Source organism: Acidithiobacillus ferridurans, assembly GCF_003966655.1.
Lineage (GTDB): Bacteria > Pseudomonadota > Gammaproteobacteria > Acidithiobacillales > Acidithiobacillaceae > Acidithiobacillus > Acidithiobacillus ferridurans.
This window is the reverse complement of sequence record NZ_AP018795.1, coordinates 2,541,671-2,559,816: the sequence shown is the minus strand read 5'-3', so window position 1 is coordinate 2,559,816 and position 18,146 is coordinate 2,541,671. Positions and strand designations below refer to the sequence as shown.

General features: G+C 57.6%; 14 protein-coding genes and 1 pseudogene. 2 read left to right on the top strand and 13 right to left on the bottom strand.

Annotation, left to right across the window (positions count from 1 at the left end; all coding sequences use genetic code 11):
- Window positions 1-97 precede the first annotated feature (97 nt).
- From trbB to AFERRID_RS13135, 10 genes and pseudogenes are all read right to left on the bottom strand, one after another.
- Window positions 98-1,069, bottom strand: a complete 972-nt coding sequence (trbB, locus tag AFERRID_RS13185) for a P-type conjugative transfer ATPase TrbB (RefSeq protein ID WP_126605431.1) — start codon at window positions 1,067-1,069, stop codon at window positions 98-100.
- On the bottom strand, window positions 1,066-2,574 hold the full coding sequence (locus AFERRID_RS13180; RefSeq protein ID WP_126605430.1) for a hypothetical protein: 1,509 nt from the start codon (window positions 2,572-2,574) through the stop codon (window positions 1,066-1,068). The genes trbB and AFERRID_RS13180 overlap by 4 nt, the downstream gene beginning before the upstream one ends.
- Window positions 2,575-2,627: 53 nt before the next feature.
- On the bottom strand, window positions 2,628-3,089 hold the full coding sequence (locus AFERRID_RS13175; protein ID WP_126605429.1) for a hypothetical protein: 462 nt from the start codon (window positions 3,087-3,089) through the stop codon (window positions 2,628-2,630).
- Between the two features lie 96 nt (window positions 3,090-3,185).
- On the bottom strand, window positions 3,186-4,754 hold the full coding sequence (locus AFERRID_RS13170) for a DUF3363 domain-containing protein (RefSeq protein ID WP_126605428.1): 1,569 nt from the start codon (window positions 4,752-4,754) through the stop codon (window positions 3,186-3,188).
- Window positions 4,751-5,521: a hypothetical protein gene (locus tag AFERRID_RS13165; protein WP_126605427.1), complete on the bottom strand. Its 771-nt coding sequence runs from the start codon at window positions 5,519-5,521 to the stop codon at window positions 4,751-4,753. Before AFERRID_RS13165 ends, AFERRID_RS13170 begins: the two co-directional genes overlap by 4 nt.
- A gap of 84 nt (window positions 5,522-5,605) precedes the next feature.
- On the bottom strand, window positions 5,606-7,858 hold the full coding sequence (locus tag AFERRID_RS15775) for an LPD7 domain-containing protein (protein WP_226832915.1): 2,253 nt from the start codon (window positions 7,856-7,858) through the stop codon (window positions 5,606-5,608).
- Window positions 7,848-8,237 carry a hypothetical protein gene (locus tag AFERRID_RS13150; RefSeq protein ID WP_126605426.1) on the bottom strand — a complete coding sequence of 130 codons (390 nt, stop codon included), beginning with the start codon at window positions 8,235-8,237 and terminating at the stop codon, window positions 7,848-7,850. Before AFERRID_RS13150 ends, AFERRID_RS15775 begins: the two co-directional genes overlap by 11 nt.
- Before the next feature lie 10 nt (window positions 8,238-8,247).
- Entirely contained in the window at window positions 8,248-8,526 is a 279-nt protein-coding gene (locus tag AFERRID_RS13145; protein WP_126605425.1) for a hypothetical protein, read from the bottom strand.
- Window positions 8,523-9,680, bottom strand: coding sequence for a hypothetical protein (locus tag AFERRID_RS13140; RefSeq protein WP_126605424.1), 1,158 nt, complete (start codon window positions 9,678-9,680; stop codon window positions 8,523-8,525). The genes AFERRID_RS13145 and AFERRID_RS13140 overlap by 4 nt, the downstream gene beginning before the upstream one ends.
- 67 nt (window positions 9,681-9,747) lie before the next feature.
- Window positions 9,748-14,633 (bottom strand): annotated as a pseudogene (locus AFERRID_RS13135) (DUF3560 domain-containing protein).
- 381 nt (window positions 14,634-15,014) lie between these two features.
- On the opposite strand from AFERRID_RS13135, the gene AFERRID_RS13125 reads away from it, so the two are divergent.
- Complete coding sequence (locus AFERRID_RS13125; protein ID WP_126605421.1) at window positions 15,015-15,230, top strand: hypothetical protein; 216 nt, start codon at window positions 15,015-15,017, stop codon at window positions 15,228-15,230.
- 361 nt (window positions 15,231-15,591) lie between these two features.
- Window positions 15,592-15,723, top strand: coding sequence for a DUF262 domain-containing protein (locus AFERRID_RS15770; protein WP_215886235.1), 132 nt, complete (start codon window positions 15,592-15,594; stop codon window positions 15,721-15,723).
- A gap of 36 nt (window positions 15,724-15,759) precedes the next feature.
- On the opposite strand, the gene tnpC is transcribed toward AFERRID_RS15770, so the two are convergent.
- The 3 genes from tnpC to tnpA are packed head-to-tail and all read right to left on the bottom strand — an operon-like array spanning window position 15,760 to window position 18,081.
- Window positions 15,760-17,364, bottom strand: coding sequence for an IS66 family transposase (gene tnpC / locus AFERRID_RS13115; protein ID WP_126605419.1), 1,605 nt, complete (start codon window positions 17,362-17,364; stop codon window positions 15,760-15,762).
- A 49-nt stretch (window positions 17,365-17,413) separates the two neighbouring features.
- Window positions 17,414-17,761: an IS66 family insertion sequence element accessory protein TnpB gene (gene tnpB, locus AFERRID_RS13110; protein WP_126605418.1), complete on the bottom strand. Its 348-nt coding sequence runs from the start codon at window positions 17,759-17,761 to the stop codon at window positions 17,414-17,416.
- Window positions 17,752-18,081, bottom strand: coding sequence for an IS66 family insertion sequence element accessory protein TnpA (tnpA, locus tag AFERRID_RS13105; RefSeq protein ID WP_126605417.1), 330 nt, complete (start codon window positions 18,079-18,081; stop codon window positions 17,752-17,754). The genes tnpB and tnpA overlap by 10 nt, the downstream gene beginning before the upstream one ends.
- Window positions 18,082-18,146: the final 65 nt, after the last annotated feature.

Sequence of the window (18,146 nt, the reverse complement as noted above, 5' to 3'; positions counted from 1 at the left end):
GCAACTTCGTCCACTCAGGTTTATTGACTGCCATCTTCGACCTCACGCTTCCAAGCACTTGTTCCCATTTAGACGTCTTGAGTTGCGGCTCATCCCCTCAGTGACAAGCGAGGCGGCTTTTCTTCACATCCATAAGCGCAGTCATCCGACGCCCAGCCGGATGGCTCGGGTCGCGGGCAATCTGCAAAACAATGTCCACCGCCTCATGGATCAGCGTCTGCTGTGGGGGAACACCCGCCTCCTGGCAAAGCTGATCGAGCCGCAGCAATGCGGCTTCTGGGTTGTTGGCGTGCAGCGTGGCAATACCACCCGGATGTCCCGTGTTCCACGCCTTGAGCAACGCCAAGGCCGCCTTGTCGCGGACCTCGCCCACAAGGATGCGGTCGGGCCGATACCGCAGCGTAAGCTTCAGGAGTCGCGTCATGTCGATATTCGCGTCATCATCAGTCAAGAACTGGACCAAGTTGGGCGCGGTACATTGAAGCTCTCGGGTATCTTCGATAATCACGATGCGGGTGCCCATATCGGACATCCTGGAAATCCAGTCGATGAGGGCATTGGACAGGGTCGTCTTGCCCGACCCTGTACCGCCGCTCACCAGAATATTCTTTCGGGTCGCAACCGCTTCCGTAATAAGCTCCAACTGAGCCGTCGTGATGATGCCCGCCTCGACGTACTGCTCCAGCGTGTACACCGAGCGCGCAGGCAAACGGATACTGAAAGAGGCCCCCTCCACCATGGGCGGGATCGCACCGGCAAAACGGCTGCGCAAAAACTCGATGGGCATGGCCCCCTCGACGATGGGCCGGTCACGGCTCACCGTGGTATGCAGGTAGTCCGCCATGAGTCCTAACAGCGACTGCACCCGGCTCGCGTCAATCTCGCCAAGGTGTGCCACCCCAGATCCCAGACGCTCTACAAAAATCTGTCCGTCAGGGTTGGCCATAATCTCGACAACCGACGAATCATCAAAAAGCCTGGCAATGTCCTGGCCGAGAATACGCCGCATCTGCTCAATTCGGCGGACGTGGGCCTGTCGCTCCTGTTGGTCCTGGACGTTGGCGCTCACTGGTTCCCCTCCGCTAGATGGGTCATAAAAACGGATGAAGACCACCCGTCCATGGCGGCTACAAAAACCAGATTTCCATAACATTTGGGAGCGCGCCACCGATAATTCCCGGTTTCATTCCGGTTGGCCACGGAGCGCCAACCAAGCCCCGCAAAAGCCGGAACGGATAAACTGAGAGCAGGAAGATTATGCCTCCTGAAAAACTCACGAACTACCCCAAGACGCGCGTGACCGACTCCATTAATGGAGCGAATTTTCTCCTCAGTCAGGAGCGCGAGATCTTCTACGGTTTTGCACCCACCTTTTTCCAGTATTGTGCAGAGGCCCTTTGGCAGGTCATTGGATATTAAGGCCATAGGCGTTGTGTAAAGCTTGCGAATTTCGCTCACATAAGCGTCATACAAGGCATCCGCAGTCTTTAAGGCCACCTGATGGGCTGTCCTGGAAACATGGTATCCGTGGCGCATGGAATCAACGATATCGCGGCATTTCTGCGCAATATCGCGATATTTTGATACCTGAAATTCCATAACCTGTATATCTAACCGCATGGATGCCATTTTCAGATTGACTGCGTTTTCAGAAGAAAGCGGAGTAAGGTAGCCAAGCAATGCAGTGAATGCAGTCATCATTGCCTGTAGATCTTTTTCGTCTATCGTGCGCCCAGCGGCTTCCACGAGATTGATTCCAGCCATCGTCCGTGCCAGCTCGCCACGCAACTTTCTGATCACATCCTTTACCTTGCATGACGCCATGGATTCCCGGAAAGGGACAGGATCAGGGAGCGTTGGCGTGCTAGTGATACTTTCTGGATACGACCACTTATCCGCTTTTGCCTGATCGTGAATACCAGAAAGGCTCGCTTCCGTTTTGCAGCAGCTATCCAGAAATTCTTCCAATGAACGACGAGCTATTCCATCGCCAGCATCCTCGCAAATTCGGTTCGCCAGGACATCGATAGTGTCCGGTTTTCTGGGCACATCAAGGGATGCTTGATGGTCACAAATGGGGATAACAGCATCACGAGCTTGATGGGTGTGCGAGGAATCCATCTCCCACCCGTCCGGCACAGCGCCGGCAAGCTCCTGCATGTCCCGCTGCGGTTGTTCCCAAGGCTCTTCCGGATCTGAGATGGTGGCTATCAACTCAGGGCCTGGATCCTCTGGTTCTTCCTCCAACTTTAAGGCGGCGTGCAGCGCGTCCCAGGCTTTCTGTACACCGGGCAGATCAGGATCGGGATAGGCATACAACCCGTCCACATCCTTCACAAAACCCGCTGCCTGGAACTGCAGCTCCCAGCCTTCAAGTCCATGACGTTCCAGGTGCAAGGCCAGCGCGTCAAGTTTTTTGACCCAATCTGCACGGACCTGCGCTACCTTGTCCAGCCGCTGGGTCTCTTCCGAAAATGAGGCGAATGCTGCCAATACGGCTTCTTCCTCTTCCGAAATGGTCTCTACCGCGTCACCCTGCCACGTATGAAGTCTTCTGCTGGCTTCAGCATCCATATGTGATTCCTCTTGCCTGTCGCGCCCACTTCTTCCACGTCATAACCATCCCATCACCGGTTTTCCTCCGCCGTCTCAATCCGTTTTTGAATGAGCACTCCGATTTTTTTAAGCGCTTGTGGTCGGTCGCCGTCGAATGCGGTACTTACCTGCTTAATGAAGCGCTCATACCGTGCCAATGCAGACGCTTCGGTCGCTTCCCTCTCCGTGCCCGGCTCTGGCAAGTGGACCAGCATAAGCTTGACGAAGGTGTCCAACATCGCAGCCAGCAAATCGATCTGCGCCTGTACGGTTTCGAGATCGCTTCGTGAAGCCAGAATGGTGGCGCAAATCCGGCGCTCAAAGTCGGCCAATTTGCTGCCGTCGCTGCCGTCTACCTTCTCAGCGTCGATTCCGCGCATGGCGTAATCGGCGACCAGAGGACCCAGTTTCATGCGCCGTGATGCTGCGGCAATACGCACCTTATCTGCGTAGCTGCCAGTGAGTTTAACTTTTGCGACGATGGGAAGAGCCATGAATGTACCCCGTTTGTTGCTATTGTCAGGGTATAGATCAGAGGTAGCTGGGATAGCGCGTCGGAATCCGTGCCGTCACCATAAGCAAAGTGAAGCCTATTCGATCTCCGATCCGCGTTGCGGCTTTTTCTGCGACTGTTTCTGCTCTTGGCGTTTTTCTTGTTTCTCCTGTTTCTGCTGCTTTTGCTGTGCCCGCTCTTTTTCCTTCTTCGCGCGCCTGTCCAGGAGCCGCCTATGCCACTCCGCGGCGAAGCCCGTCGTGGGATCCATCATCGCCGATGGCGGATTCCCGTGCTCATGATCCAGCTGATCGTCGAGAGCCTCCTCCGGAATCGCTGTCCTTTTCCAACCCTGGTCTGGAATCTCGATACCGTAATCCTTGACGGAAGCGCCCCGATCCAGCCCGGTCAGGGCGACAAGGTGACGTAAGCCCAGTTCATCCCGTCCACGGGCCTTCTCTATCGCCCCGGTCTGATAGACGATGTGCGCCCGGTTATCCACGCCCTCGATCAGAATAAAACTGCGGTCATATTGCTCATCCAACCCCGTACCCAGCACGCGCCCCACCAGGCGATCACCGGGCCGGATCCGGGTGACCTGCGGCAGGCAGCGCGGCTCCGTCATCAAGGCTCGCGCCTCGGCCAGCATCTTCGTCCGGGTCTGCAGTATCTGCATCTCCTTGAGCGCCTTGTCCCAACCCGGTTCCAGCCGCCAGAGATTTGGGCCGATCTTGTCCGCCACACCGATCTCCACCAGTTTTTCCAGGCGAGCGATCCGAAGCCTGCGGTTTTCGCGCTCCTTGTCGTCAAAGAAGGGAATGGTTGACTCATCCACCAGAGAGTAGCCTTGCGGTGCGGGGGTCGCCTTTTCGATAATCCCCCGGTCCAGCGTCGTGAATCGCCGCTGGTCCATCTCCCGCTCTCGCGCCGCCCGGATTTCCCGTTCGGTACGGTAGCCCAGGCTTTCCGTCAGCACCTCTTGGGCTGCGGCGCGCATTCCCCGCCGGATCATGTCGGGCTCTAGTTCCAGCTTGCCCTTGCCACGAATCAGCAAATGCACATGCGGATGACTGGTGTTGTGGTGGTCAATGGCGGCCCACTCATAATCCCGCCCGATCTGCCGCTGGATGCGCGCGTTAAACCTACGGGTCAGATCGCGTAAAGCTTCTGGCCCGAGCGGATCTTCGGGTGCCAAAATCACCTTGAACAGGTGGGGGTCGTTCTCTTCCTGCCAGGACGAGAGGCGGGGCGGGAGATTGACGCTATCTGAATCACGATCAAAACCCTGGCCTTTCTCACCGTCCTGCTGTGCCCCTTCGCGGCTCAGATAGCGGCCATGGGCCTGCCACTGATCCGGTCCCTTGTTCCGCACATAGGACACCTTTACCGTGCAGCGGCGAGCGGCCTGCTGCAATGCGGGGCCTCGGGACGATGGCGCCTTGTAAAAATTGCTTCCGACGTGGGGAAGCAGGCTTTTTATAAGGGCACGCGCCGTGCCCGCCCCGTGTTTTCCCCGCGCACGATGCACCTTGTTATAGATGCGGGATGCAATGGGGCGATTGCGCCCCAATGGCGCGCGGTCGGGAGAAAGTTGGTCATCCGGCGTTTCCGTAGACGATAGAAAGCGTCCGGAGCGCGTTTGGTTTGGCGGAGTTTTGTCTTTCACAGCAAGCTGATGAGCGGAAGCAGAATGCCCGCGAAGAACACCACGACCGCCCCCAGCCTGACTATCGCTTGCTGCTTATTGCCGAGGGTTTCCTTGCTTGCTGCCCAGAGAATGGCCCCGGCCAGAGGCAACAGAACCACCCCGACCGGAGCGGCGAGATACGCGGCGGAAATCTGGGCCAGGATACCGGCACCGCTGGTCGGCGCCCAGAATGGATATCGGCCAGACGCGACAATATAGCCATATCCCATGCCCAGACCCACCGCCAGCAGAGCCATGGCCCAGCCCAGCAGCACGACGACCGAAGAATGGTGCGTCAGCGCGTGACTGGTCACCCGATCCTCAACCGTGGCCAGCAAGCGAGCCATGTCTGAATCGGAGAGTGCAACGCTCGTGGAAACAGCCGCTGTGTTCTCCGCCGCAGTAGAAACCGCGTCGTTAGGCTCATGCGGGAAGGCGTCTCGAAGCGGGTCAAGCTCCTCGACAATGGCCGGAGCGCTCTGCTCAACTTCTTCTGGCGCCTGTGTTTCGGGGATGTTTCCTTGCAACAGGAGATCGAGACGATCACGAATCTCTGTGAGCAGGTTTTCGACGTGCGGTGCGTTACCGCTCTCCACAGTGGGCTTTGCTGTCGGCTTGGGTTGGCCTTGCGACCCCGACGGCGAACTTGATGAGGAAACGCTCCGTTTGCGGGGCGTGGGATCCGGCTCCACCATCAACTTTTGGCCTGCCGCCTCCAGTTGCGCAATTTCGTCGAGTTCATCCATGTCCACGCCCGCCTATCCCAGAATATTTACAGGGTATAGATCAGGGATGATGACGATAATCACTCAGGCTGGTTGCAGAGCGCCTCACAGACCGAGCCCCTTGTCCTTGCCCACTTCACGCTTTTTCTCAGGGGCCCGATACGGCGCAGCCTTCGACGGGCCAAGCTGATTCCCGTGCTCCCTGGCCGCCCGCTCGTAAATCTCTTTGGCCATGGGGCTGCCGGGCTCCAGCTTGATTCCGCGTTCCATCGCCACCTTTACCGTCTCTTCCATGAAAGCGCGGCTGCCATGAAAGCGCACGGGCTCACCGAACCGGTCCACGGCGGTCATCAGCCCCACCTCGACCGCTTTTTGCCGCTTCGCCGCCGCCTCAGACCCCAAGCCCAACATCGCGCGATTCGTCACCGTCACCTTGTCGCCATGATCCAGCACATAAGGCTTGCCTTTGGGATTGGCAAAGAGCACTTCGGGTGGCGTCTTGCGCTCAAATTGCGGCTTCGATACCTCTTGTGTCGGCTGCGCCAACGGCAACAGTTCCGGTTCGGGCTTCACTTTCGGCCAAACCACGAGCGGGTCCACTTCCGGCCCTGTTTTCTGCGTCACCGGGTCTGGCGTTTTTTCCGCGCCTATTGCCGGGGCGACTTCCGCTTCTTTCGCCGGCGTGGTGATCGCTGGTTCGCCGATATCCACCCCGCCCATCTGCCGCTCCATATGCTGCGTTTTTTGAGTCCCCCATTGTTCCAGATGCTTCTGGCGGTCTTCGGAGACGGAGAAGTAACGATCCTCAAAATTGTACCCTGTCCGTTCCTTAAATCCGGCCTCCAGGGTGTCGAAGTTGATGGCCGTGCCCTGCGCAATCGCCTGCGCGGCCAGACGGGCATTATCGAGATCATCAAGGCCAAACTGCTGTTGCTTCCCCGGGAAAAGGTTGTCCTCGCCATAAACTGTTCCTGGTAGCGGGTCAGTCTTGCCATTCACCACATACCCCACCAGCTTGTCACCCTGCTCCATGGTTTTGGGAGCCATGCGGCTCCCCTCACGAAGCACCACAGGACGCAGTTCGACGCGCGGATTGAGTGCCGCCTTGAGCCCGTCCGGCAAATCCACATTCTGCGCCGGAAACGTCTCTATCTCGTGCATCTCCCGTTCCGGATTCAGCGATGGACTGAAACTCAAGCCCTCAGCTTCCCGCTCCGGCCCCTGCCAACGGCCATCCTGTTCAAGCCGCGCGTTGATCAGGTTGGCCGCGAACCCCAGACTATGCGGATTTTTAGCGACGATGTTCCGGATTTCCTGATGCAACGGATCATTCTGGGGAATGAACGCGCGACTTTCGGCGTCCACGTTCACAATGTGAAGCCCTGGGTTCTTTTCTTCGTTACTGGCCACTACGTCCATAGGACCGTAGGACAAAAGGTGATCGAGTTGTGCTGCCATGACGTGCCCTCCGCGTGAAATTATCTCAACCAAAGAATCATTACGGTTGAGTGCGTCGGGCGGCGGGTGGAGATTGGGGTGATCTAGAGGGGGTTCTGTTGGTTCTTCTAATTCTGAGAGATTTTTTCCATCCGACGGCGCAACTCTTTCTTCGCCCATTCGCTGGAAGCGCGCATCTCTTGCCGCAGTGAGTCGATCTCTGAGGGCGTCAAGAGAAATGGCTTTTCGGACGTCTCCAGCCTCTCCTTGGGTGAGGCACTCGATTCCGTAGCCGAACTCTTCATGAGAAAACTCCTGAACAATATCTTTACCGTATTTAGCAAATATATCTTGCAGCATCTTGTCGCGAATTGGCAAGTGCAACGCTCCCTCATGAGCCACTGCTACAGCAGCGCCCATCACCTGACCGCCACGGCTCATGATGAATCCACGAAAATCAGCGAGTGTGCCGCCCATCGTTAAGGTGTCATCGATGAGGATATAGCCCGCATCAGGATCGATTTTCCCGTCAAAAAATGAATGAGACACAAGTCGATGATCAGCCCCAGAATCCGTGTGCATAGCCCTGGATATTTGGACGATACCGCTTTCCGTCCTCCAACCCAGACGGGCAGATAGTGTTTCCGCCAGCATCTGCGGAATCTTGTTCCGGCCCACAGACTCTACAGCCAACACCGGCAACAAGACCGGTTTGGGATGTGATGCACCCAAACGCGCCACAGCTTCGACGAAATCCGTGCGGATGATACGACTAGCCAGATTCAATGCCGCCTCGCTCTCCCCAGATTTGGCCGCCATGTACTCCGGCTGCTGTTTCAGCTCCCCAAGATTCCCATTACGCAGGACATCTGGAAAGTCTCCCCAAAGGAAACGAGGGGCGCGCGTCAGATCATCCTGCATAAGCCGCAGCATCCCCTTGTGGGTTCACAACCGCCGACTGGTACGAACGGACATCGACACCAAACAGGGCCGCGACCTCTTCATCGGGAAGCTGATCGGCGACACCGACTTGACCACCGATGCGGGAGAGGTATGCGAGCCCCTTGCGGACCACGGATAGATCCTCGGTCTCCGAGCGCAAATAAATCACCTCGGGCGACTCATCGCGTATCAGCGCCTCGATGGCCAACTGATACCCGCCGACCCCTTGGGGATCATCCACAGGATACAAATGCTCCGGATAACCGCCCACCAACAAATTGCTGAGCGCACGGCCCTTGCCGGGAGCATGCCCCTTCGAGGCGGAGTTCCCCGTCAGGGCCTTAAAAAATCCAAACATGGGACTCTCCTTACAGGTTTATGCCCAAAGCCTGACCGGCAAGTTTCTTGCCGATCTCCTTTTTCAACATCTTCCCCGGCGTCTCAAAACCCAACGCTTCAGCCTTCTCCACCAGCTTGTCCACGCGCCGCTGTGCGAGGAATCGCTGGGTAGAGCCAACCGGCAGGGATTCCGGGTCGGCGATCTCATGCAGTTGCGCGAGAATCAAGGCAACCTGCTCCTTGTGTGCGGGGTTGCCGTGCTCCACCTCTTCCTCGGCCCATTCGATCAACTCCTCGGCCAGGCTCATAGTCCCACCTCCTGCTGCTTCTCTTGCGTTTTGGCCGGAGCCTTTTGCACGTCACGCGGCGGCAGCGGGTTCAGCATCTTCGGGTCCACACCCAAAGCCTGCTCGATGACCTTCCCTTCCCTGTGGTCGGGGATCTTCTGCAGGGTTTCATTGGCCCGCAGGCGACCGGGGTGCTCGTGGATCTGCTCATCGCCGGAGAGTATCCGGACATCCACTTTTTCGTGTCCGCCCTGTGTTGGCTCGGAGCGGGAGAGGTTGACGGTCAACTTCTCACCCCATTCATAGACGGCTTCGGCCACCAGCGCCCCTTTGCCGTCCGGCTCAAAGGCTACGGGCGCCTTCTCGTAATTGCCCGTCTCGGCATCCCGCCGCTGCAAGGTGCCGACCAACTGCCCGTCTTTTTCATAGGCGGACAGGTTCTGCCAGGTGCCATCGCGGTCCTTGATGCCCGCCTCCAGCGCCGGGAATTCGTGGCGCTCGTTGACACTCGGCGTAATCCCCTGCTCCACCATCCGCTCAGACAAGCCGGCGGCCACTTCGACGAAGTAGCTCTCACGGGCACTGGCGGCAATCTGATTCAAGACCTTCTTGTCCGACATGCCGGCGTCCAGAAGCGGTTTTTGGGTCGCCAACACCCGGTCTTTGGCCTTCTCGAAATGCCCCTGAGCGGCGGGGATTTCCTGCCCGGCAGCGTCTTTCATCGTGGCGATATGATCCACAAACACCCGATCACCCCGTTCCGTATGTTTGGCGAAAGCACCAACGTCCACCTCTTTACCCGCGTGCTCTCGGGTTGCGGTGTCGAGTTTGGTAATCAGCCGTTGGGCAAATTCAGAGTTCATATCCGCCGACAGGATGGTCTTGCCGACCTCGTTCTCCAGCGTGACGCGCAGCTTCTTGAAGGTTTCCCCATTGGCCTGCGTTTCGGCCACATCCACCCCAACAAGGTTGCCCTTCAGTGTCTGCTCATAACGCGCCCCATGCTCCTTCAGAGACTCGCGGACCACCGACTTGCTCTCCTGGGAATACCCTTTTTTCCACTCCGCATCCCCGATATTCTCCTTGGCTGCTTTCAAGGCGGCGTTCGTCTGTTCGTCATTGACCTGTACAAAAGCGTCCGCCAGGTTGTTCCGTTGCATCATCCGTGTAGCCATATCACATACTCCTTTTCGTCTTCAGAAAAACCGTTCACATAACAACGTCATACATCCACCAACACCTCTAAATTTCCACCCCTTGCCGTTGCTCCCGCACTTTGTCCGGGGCTTTTTGCGCCTCGCGTGAGGGCTGCGGGTTCAGCATCTTCGGGTCCACACCCAAAGCCTGCTTGATGACCTTCCCTTCCCTGTGGTCGGGGATCTTCTGCAGGGCTTCATTGGCCCGCAGGCGACCGGGATGCTCGTGGATCTGCGTCAGCGTGACCTTCCCGTCCATGTCCTGCTTTTCACCGTAGACGCGCACGTCCACCCTGGACGATTGAATCTCAGAGGGATTCGATCGAGACAGCGAAACACGCAGCCGTGAGCCGTCCGGGAAATGCGCTCTCGCCTGCAACCCGCCGACACCCCCCGGACAAAACTCCACAGGCACCTTCTCGTAATTACCCGTCTCGGCATTCAGCCGTTGCAAGGTGCCGACTAATACCCTGTCCTTCTCGTATGCAGACAGGTTGTGCCAGGTGCCGTCCCGATCCTTGATAGCCGCCTCCAGTGCTGCGCTGGGGTCGCGCAAGTTCGGTTCGCGGTCCACTTTCTGGGCGGATGCAATGTCGGGGGTTGGCGCCGACTCAGGTGCAGCTACCATCTGCTCAGGCGGCATCCTCTCATCCAGTTTTTTGATGACATCCCGCGCGGCATATACGGCATTGCCCGTCCACTGCCGCTGCCAGGCGCTTTCAGACGGTGCCCAACGAAATCCGCTCGACTTCATGAGATTGCGTACCTCTTCCTCAGGCTTGCCATCGAAGCGGAACTGGATGCGGTTAATTTCCTTGTTTTCCCGCACCGAACCCCAGGCATATTGAGTCTCCCGGTCTTCAAGCTTCCGGGCTTTCTCCAGCGTCTGTATGCGCGCCTCCAGGCGCTTGATGTTCGCGTTGTTATTGCTGAGCGAATAAGACGCGAAGCCCACCGTGCCCATAACGTCCGGGGTCAGCAGGCTCTTGGCCTGCTCTGGCTTGAAGCCCAAGCCCTCCAGGGCGGCTTGCTGCGCCTCTGGTCCGTTTTTCTCATGATTACGGATAGCGGCATTCGCCGCCTTCATCCGTTCCTGGGCCGTCTTAAGGGTCTCCACCCTGGCCGTAAGCTTTTTCACGGCATCCGGATCGTCCGCACTGATCGCGTAGTCGTTGACACCCTTGGCGCGGCGCTCGTAATGCTCTGCCTGCTTCAACAAGTCGAAGCCTTTGCCAAAGTTCTGGTGGATACGCTCACGGAACTTTCGGTCGCTCTTTTCGCTGTGGTGGCCAACCAGGATCGGCTGACCAAAAGGAATGACATCCGCCATTCTGCGCGCCTGATCCAGACGGGACTTCGCCAAGCCCCGCAACTTTTCCGCCCTGGCGCGATACCGCTCCTTGCGCGCTTCGAATTTTTGCTCATAGGCGTTCTTTCCGGGCAGTTCAGGTGCAGTGTCTGGCTTTTTTTGCTCTTTCTGCAGTTCAATGGCCGACTTCTGGGTAACCTCCAGGGCCATTCCGTGCGCAATCCCCGCCTGCTCCAGGGCGTTACGCACATTGCCATCGGCGTTCATGACCAAAACCCGCTTGGCAAAGGCCGTGAAACGCACGTCCTTGACGCTGGAATACTCGCCCTGTTCATTGACCAGATGGTACGTCGTGGCCGCGCCCGACTTGCCAGAAGTAACACGATCCTGACCCTTGGCGACTTTCAGGGCGACATATTCCTGACCATTCACCACTTGATCGCCGACCTGTACACGTAGCCCCTTCAGGTCGTCCCACGCCTTGGTCATCCCGTTTTTCAGGCTTTGCGCTTCCCGCTCCTGCTTGGCCGCCGCATGGCTTTCCGTTAAAGCTTGCACCTTTTCTACACCGGCCCATTCCTGCAACTGGGCAACACGCCCAGACTGGGTTTTCTCCATTTTTATCCCAGTGACTCGTGAAAAGGCTTCCTCTGATGCCGGATTCTGGCTGTTATAGCCAATGAGCCCTATCATGGCCTTGAGATCCTTGTCCCGGATCGCATCCGTGAGTTTCCCGATCATGGGGTTGTCCGGACTGACCTCGATGCCATGCTTCCAGTACGTTGCCAGCACGATCTCCCGGGGTTCGCGCGGCGTACTCGACTCCAGCAATGCCTTGCCATGCTCCTTGAGCCGCGCCTTGAAGCTGGCCCGGACCTCTTTATCCAGATCGTGAAATCGCTCGCCTAGTCGCCTGGCCTGTTCACGCGCGGTATTGACGGCAGGCAGACCGGAGATGTCTTCCGTGGCGAGCGCCTGCGCTAAACGCAGCTCCGGGGCCGACGCTCCTCGGTTTTCTCCCTCCCGGATGATCCCAAAGGTATCGTCCACACGCTTGCTGAAATCCCGCATCATGTCGGAGAAGCCATGGAAATCCGCTGGGGCGAGGCGCCCAGAGCGCTCGCGAACCTCCGTTACCAGTTTCTCTTCCCGCTCTGACAACTGGGCATAAAACGCCTGGTACTCCTGAAGCGCCTGTTCCTTGCGGAGATCTTCCGGGCGTTGCTCGGGTGGAAGCCGATCCGGGTAGTGCTCCCGTTTGATCTCCAGGAGAGTGGCGGGGGTGAAATGGTAGTCCAGTTCTGCCCCGGCACGGGTGATCTCCGGGATGTTGATATATCCCAGTTCCGGGTATCCCATACCAAGGTCTGCCAGGCCAAAGGCTTGGGTCTGATCTGGCAAGCCAGGCACCGTGGGACCGTGTCCCTCGTTTTCCGGATCTCCGCGATCCTTCTCGATGATGAACCACTGGGCACCGTTGGGGCCGAAGTAGCGCAGGGAGACTGGTCGCTCGCTGTCCGGCTTGCCGTCGGTCTCATAGGTTTCCGGCATCTGCCGGATGATCTCCCGTAGTTCCTGCATCTTGTCCGAGAAAAAGCTCTTTTCTTCGCTGCTGCGGAGTAGCTTGTCTGTCACAGACGCCTGCTGTACGCCCAGAAATGTCCGCACTTCGTCGGGGACTTTTGTCAATGGGGCTGATTCCTTGCCGTACAGGAGACTGTGTTCGGCATCAAAAGCCCGGACCGCACCGACGAACCGGTCACGGCTGGCGGCAGAGTCAAGCTTTTCTGATACGTTCTCCGGCGGCACCACGCCACTGACCTGATGACGGAGAGCCGCATCAAAGTCCTCACGAGCCATCTTTCGCCCGGCTGGGGAGACTTCCCACTCCTGGCCAGAGCGGTAGAGGTCCTGCAACCGGACTTCGGAGTCATCGATGAGGGTAACAATGGAGGAAGTGTTCCAGTCTGCCCCGAATTGATTTCTCCGGGTTACCACGAAGTCCCCGACCTGAATCCGGGGGCTTTCTCTGCTTCTGGAGCGAGAGCCCGGTCGAATCCCACAGCCTGCTCCAGAGCGATCCCACGGAACTGTCCATCCCGGCCATACACCCGCGCCTCAGCGCCATTTTCTGGCCCCGTCCCCGCCCGCAGGTGATAACGCACATCGCCGGTATTGGTATCCAGTGCCGCAATGACACGCCCCGAAAAGGACATGCTCGTTACACCAGGTTCATGCGGCTCAAAACGCACGAGATCACCAACTTGAGGCCCTTCTTTAGTAAAGGTTGGGTAAATGCCACGCGCGCGCTCAACATCCATCAGTACCCGGTTTTCCATTTTGCGACGCTCCATGTCGCTCCCCATGGTCAACTTATATTCATTCGTCCGCGAATCCACCCCGTTCAGCGCAACACCATCCCGAACCGCCGATACAAGATGCACCTCCAGAACGTCCGGCAGCACCACGGGCATAATGTGATCCGCCGCCTCCATAAGCGGCGTGCCGTTGGGCCACCGGGTGATGTGCCGCAGTCGCGTTGCTTCACCGGGCTGGGCATCGTCAAGCACCACGCCTTCCAGTTCTTGTCCGATCTCATTCTTGTACCGGACATAATCACCACGGGAGACGGTCGGACCAGCCCGCTCCTGCGCGGCTTCAACCTGCAATTCCGGCGTCCGCTCGATGAGGTAATCGCTGATGCCCTGGGCATCCTTGATCGCGCCCATGATGGCCTGCTTGCGCTCTTTTTCCGGCAAAGCCTTGAGCCATGAGGCGAGATAGGCGGCGGAATTGCCCGCCTCGCGGCCTTCTTCCAAATCCTGAGACGCGGGATCAAAACCGATCCCAAGGCTCGCTGCGGTCATGGCCGCCGACATCTCCGCCCGCAACTCTTCGACGGCATATTTTGGGCTGCCAAAAGGGTTCCGGATTTCTCGCTTCAGCCGGGATTCATGACCTGTCGCATGGGAAAGCTCATGCAGCAGGGTGGTATCATGACCGCTTGCACGCTCGAAGCTCTCTATTGGCGGCATAAACACCCTGTCCTCAGAGGGACGATAAAAGGCCCGGCCACCGGCGTGAATCACGTCCATGCCCATGTTCTCGGCCAGCTTTGACAGGCGCTCATCGGGTTTCCCCTCAATCTCCGGACGCGGGGACCGCTCCAGTGGCGGGATGCCGTCGATCTGGGAAGCATGAAATACGGTGTAGTAACGGACACCCAGCCGCTTTTCCACAGGCTCAATATCCTGAGCACCCTGCGCTCTGAGCCGCTCGATTTCCTCGTCGGTGCGCTTGTGCGCATACTCAGACCATTTTTCGATGGGAATCCCATGTTCACCCTTGCGCACCTGCCAACCCTGCTCCTGGGCCTGCTTATAGGTACACCAACGTGGATCGGATGGGTCAGGAGAAAACGTCAGAAGATTTTGGTAGTTCACCCCTCTGTAGGGCTTGCCGGTGACAGCGCTGACCGGAGCCAACACATCGCCAGGGTTCCAGGGGCGTTGCCAGTTGGCAGTTCCTGCCTCGATCTGTGCAATCAGGCGGTCGGCAAGCTCAAGACGGGGATCTTTCTTTTCGGTTTGGTTCCCAGAACGGGATGAGGCGGGTACAGGCATCTGCATTCTCCAGCGCGGTTAATCTTCGACTGGATGGTATAGATCGGGCGTTCGTGGTATAGCTTGTTGGGTTTTAGAATCACGTACTTGGTTATAATGCGTTGAAGAGTACCTGCTGCGCCATGGGATGGAAGATGAATGTGGAATATACGCAGAAGATTTCCGGTTGGAATGAAGGCGTACAGTTGGTGTACTCTCTATCGGTCTGACCTGTCAGATGCGTGTAGGGGTTTTATGCTGAATGAGCGGTAAAGACTGAAAACGGACATTGATTTGGATTAATCTAATTGTGCGCCATCTTGTCACCTGATAACAGGGTCAGTCAATTAAGCAGTAAAGCGAAGTGTTCAGGCTCACATAATTCTATTATAGGAGTAGATAATGTCAGCAAAAGCCAAGGTGTTTATTGTCAAACACGATTATCAAGCCGATCACAAGGTTTTTTTTGTAGATCACGATTATCAGGAGAAGAACCAGCAAATCATCTCGCCCGGAGTCTTGGTAGATCACGACTATCAAGCCGACGTGAAGGTTTTCATAGTTGACCACGACTATCAGGCTACCATAAAAATATTGCGCAAGAATTTTCCTAAATAAAAATGTTTCTATGGCCTAAGTACTCTGGTTTAGCCTAAAGTCGACCAAGAGCGTTCATAATGGTTGGCAGCAGACTGGTAACCAGTATTTTGGATATGGAGCGATTGGAGATTTTGCGCCCCCATTTCTGCAGGGCTTCACGGCCAGCCAAATAAGTTGAAGATCAGATGTAACGCTGCAAGAGGCTTTGTACAACACTCTCAATCTTAAGAAGCTGTTTTGGATCGACGCATGATTCTCACCCTGAGGTGAGCCCAATGGGCTAATATTTGGGCGACCTAGAGAATACTATGCGCACCGTTTTGATCATAAATATCCGAACGTATTGTCGCCAGTCAAAATGTTGGAGGTAAATTATTCAATGAAAGAAATAGACGGTAAGGTCAAGACGATCCGCCAGTTGTTGAGTGGTACCCACTATGCAATTGACTACTATCAGCGCGAATACAAGTGGCAGGCCAAACAGGTGCAGGATCTTATTGACGATCTGTAAGCGCTTAGCCAACCCACCCTTGCGGGTGGGTTGATGTCAGGCTAATGCTGGTTTTTTCCAGTTCCACGGCAGGAGTTCGTGGAGCCGTTTGTTGGGCCAAGTGGGGAGTTTCTCGAGCACATCGCAAAGATAGGCGAAGGGTTCCACGCCATTGAGCTTGCAGGTCTCGATGAGGGTGTAGAAGGCGGCCGCTCGTTCGCCCCCGGCATCGTTCCCGGCAAAGAGGAAGTTCTTGCGACCGATGGCAACCCCCCGCAGCGCCCTCTCCACGGGATTGTTATCGATGCCGAGGCGCCCCTCCTGGAGATAGAGGGTCAGCGCCTTCCAGCGCTTCAGCGCATAGCCGATGGCCTTGGCAATGGCGCTTTTGGGGGCCACTTGCGCCAGGGTATCGTTGAGCCAGGTCCAGAAGGATTCCAGTAAGGGCCCCGCCCGTTGCTGGCGGGCCAGCACCTTTTGCTCCGGTGGGTCGTCTTTGATCTCGGCTTCGATCTCATAGATCTCGTGGATGCGCAGTAACGCGGTCTGGGCCACCGGGCTCGGCGCACTCTGGTTCACGTCGTAAAAATGTCTGCGGACATGAGCCCAGCATCCGGCTTCCGTGATCTGCCCTTTGCGGTAGAGGGCATCGTAGCCCCCATAGTCATCGGTTTGCAGAATCCCTTGCCAGTCTCTCAGGAAGCCTTGGGGATGGATGCCTTTGCGGTCCGGGGCATAATCGAAGATGACGATGGGATGGGGGGCGTCTCCTTGGCTACGATACACCCAGAGATAGGCCTTGTGGGTTTTCCCGCTGCCGGGGTTCAGGACCGGCAAGGGCGTCTCGTCGGCATGCAGGATGGCCCCTTCGAGCAATGCCATTTTGCAGGCCTCGGCAAGAATGCTGAGCCAGTACTCTCCCTGACCCAGCCAACTGCAGAGGGTGGCGCGGGAGATCGGGATGCCCGCCCGCAGGTATTGGGTTTCCTGGCGATATAGAGGCAGGTGATCCACATGCTTGGCGGTCAGGACCTGAGCCACCATCCGCGCAGTGGGTAGGCCCTTGTCGATCACCTGCGCCGGCATGGCTGGGCTTTCGAGGGTGCCGCAAGGGCGGCAGGCCAGCTTGGGGCGGATATGGCGGATGACCTGGAAGTGGCCCGGGACATAGTCGAGCTTCTCGCTGATTTCTTCCCCGATCGTCTCCAGAGGGCCGCCGCACTGGCCGCAGGTGCAGCTTTCGGGGTCATGGCGAACCTCAACCCGGGGCAGGGTATCGGGCAGCTTCATGCGACCGGGATGGCGGCGGGGAGCCGCCTTCGGCGCGGACTCCGGTTGTTTGGCAGCAGCACTCTCGGCCAGCACGGCCTCCAGCTCGCTTTCCACCGCGGCGATCTCCGTCTCCAGCGCCTCTTCCCAGAGGCTGATCTGATCGGGAGAGAGCTTTTCCGAACGCTGACCGAATCGCCAGCGTTTCAGCTTGGCGATGGTCATCTCCAGGCGGGCGATGGTCTCGTCGCGCAGGGTGAGGTACCGGTCTTTTACTGCGAGCTGCCGGGCGTGCTCGGCGTCCTTTTCTTCCTGCTGCCGCAGCAGTTGCAAGACCAGATCGCGCAAGGCATCTGGGTGCGTCGGAAGATCGACTGGAGCCGTTGATTTCATGGGCAAATTCTACCAGGAAACCGGGTAGAAAGCCAGCATTTTCGATACGTTACAAGGCGGTAGGCGTACAGACTTTGAGGGCCGGTAACGGCGTCCAGGGTCTTCCTTCCACCAGCATCGCCCACTGTGCTGTGGAGAGTTCGATGGCCCCGTTCTCCATCCTGGGCCAATGCAACCGTCCCTGATCCAGGCGTCGGTACAAAAGCCAGAAACCCAGACCATCCCAGAGCAGGAGCTTGAGCCGATCCCCGCGGCGGTTGCGGAATACAAAGGCATGGCCGCAAAAGGGATTCGCCGCCAGAACCCCCTGCACCTTGGCGGCCAGACCATCAAAGCCCAGACGCATGTCCACCGGTGCCGCCGCCAGCCAGATTCGGCTGCCGGGACTCAGCCACATGGGCTTTCCAGGACCTGGACCAGGGTCTGGAGCCAGCCGGCATCCATCGGAGCGGTCAGCTTCAGGCTGCGGCCCGACAACAGGTGAACCTCCACAGGCGAAACGGAAGGCCGGGCCGGCGCCAGAGTGACCGGCAAAAACCCTTCGGTCCCATTGAACATCGGCCGCGACTCTACCGCATCGGCTAATCGCTTACGCCAGTAATGCAGGGTGGCTACGGCGATCCCTTCCTGCGCGCAGTAATTCTTGACCGAAAGTCCGCTCGCCCGAAATCTTTCTACCTGCTGCCGCCAATAAGCAATTTTCTCGTCCTTCGTCATCTCCATCCCTCCTCGCTCAATGCGGGACAGGATCGGTCAGGTCACAAAATTTCGGAAGGTGGGTT

Bases quoted from the DNA above. Each gene is read 5' to 3' on its own strand.
- AFERRID_RS13180 (WP_126605430.1), bottom strand. From the start codon at position 2,574: ATGGATGCTGAAGCCAGCAGAAGACTTCATACGTGGCAGGGTGACGCG.
- AFERRID_RS13175 (WP_126605429.1), bottom strand. From the start codon at position 3,089: ATGGCTCTTCCCATCGTCGCAAAAGTTAAACTCACTGGCAGCTACGCA.
- AFERRID_RS13165 (WP_126605427.1), bottom strand. From the start codon at position 5,521: ATGGATGAACTCGACGAAATTGCGCAACTGGAGGCGGCAGGCCAAAAG.
- AFERRID_RS15775 (WP_226832915.1), bottom strand. From the start codon at position 7,858: ATGCAGGATGATCTGACGCGCGCCCCTCGTTTCCTTTGGGGAGACTTT.
- AFERRID_RS13150 (WP_126605426.1), bottom strand. From the start codon at position 8,237: ATGTTTGGATTTTTTAAGGCCCTGACGGGGAACTCCGCCTCGAAGGGG.
- AFERRID_RS13145 (WP_126605425.1), bottom strand. From the start codon at position 8,526: ATGAGCCTGGCCGAGGAGTTGATCGAATGGGCCGAGGAAGAGGTGGAG.
- AFERRID_RS13140 (WP_126605424.1), bottom strand. From the start codon at position 9,680: ATGGCTACACGGATGATGCAACGGAACAACCTGGCGGACGCTTTTGTA.
- AFERRID_RS13125 (WP_126605421.1), top strand. From the start codon at position 15,015: ATGTCAGCAAAAGCCAAGGTGTTTATTGTCAAACACGATTATCAAGCC.
- AFERRID_RS15770 (WP_215886235.1), top strand. From the start codon at position 15,592: ATGAAAGAAATAGACGGTAAGGTCAAGACGATCCGCCAGTTGTTGAGT.
- tnpC (WP_126605419.1), bottom strand. From the start codon at position 17,364: ATGAAATCAACGGCTCCAGTCGATCTTCCGACGCACCCAGATGCCTTG.
- tnpB (WP_126605418.1), bottom strand. From the start codon at position 17,761: ATGTGGCTGAGTCCCGGCAGCCGAATCTGGCTGGCGGCGGCACCGGTG.
- tnpA (WP_126605417.1), bottom strand. From the start codon at position 18,081: ATGACGAAGGACGAGAAAATTGCTTATTGGCGGCAGCAGGTAGAAAGA.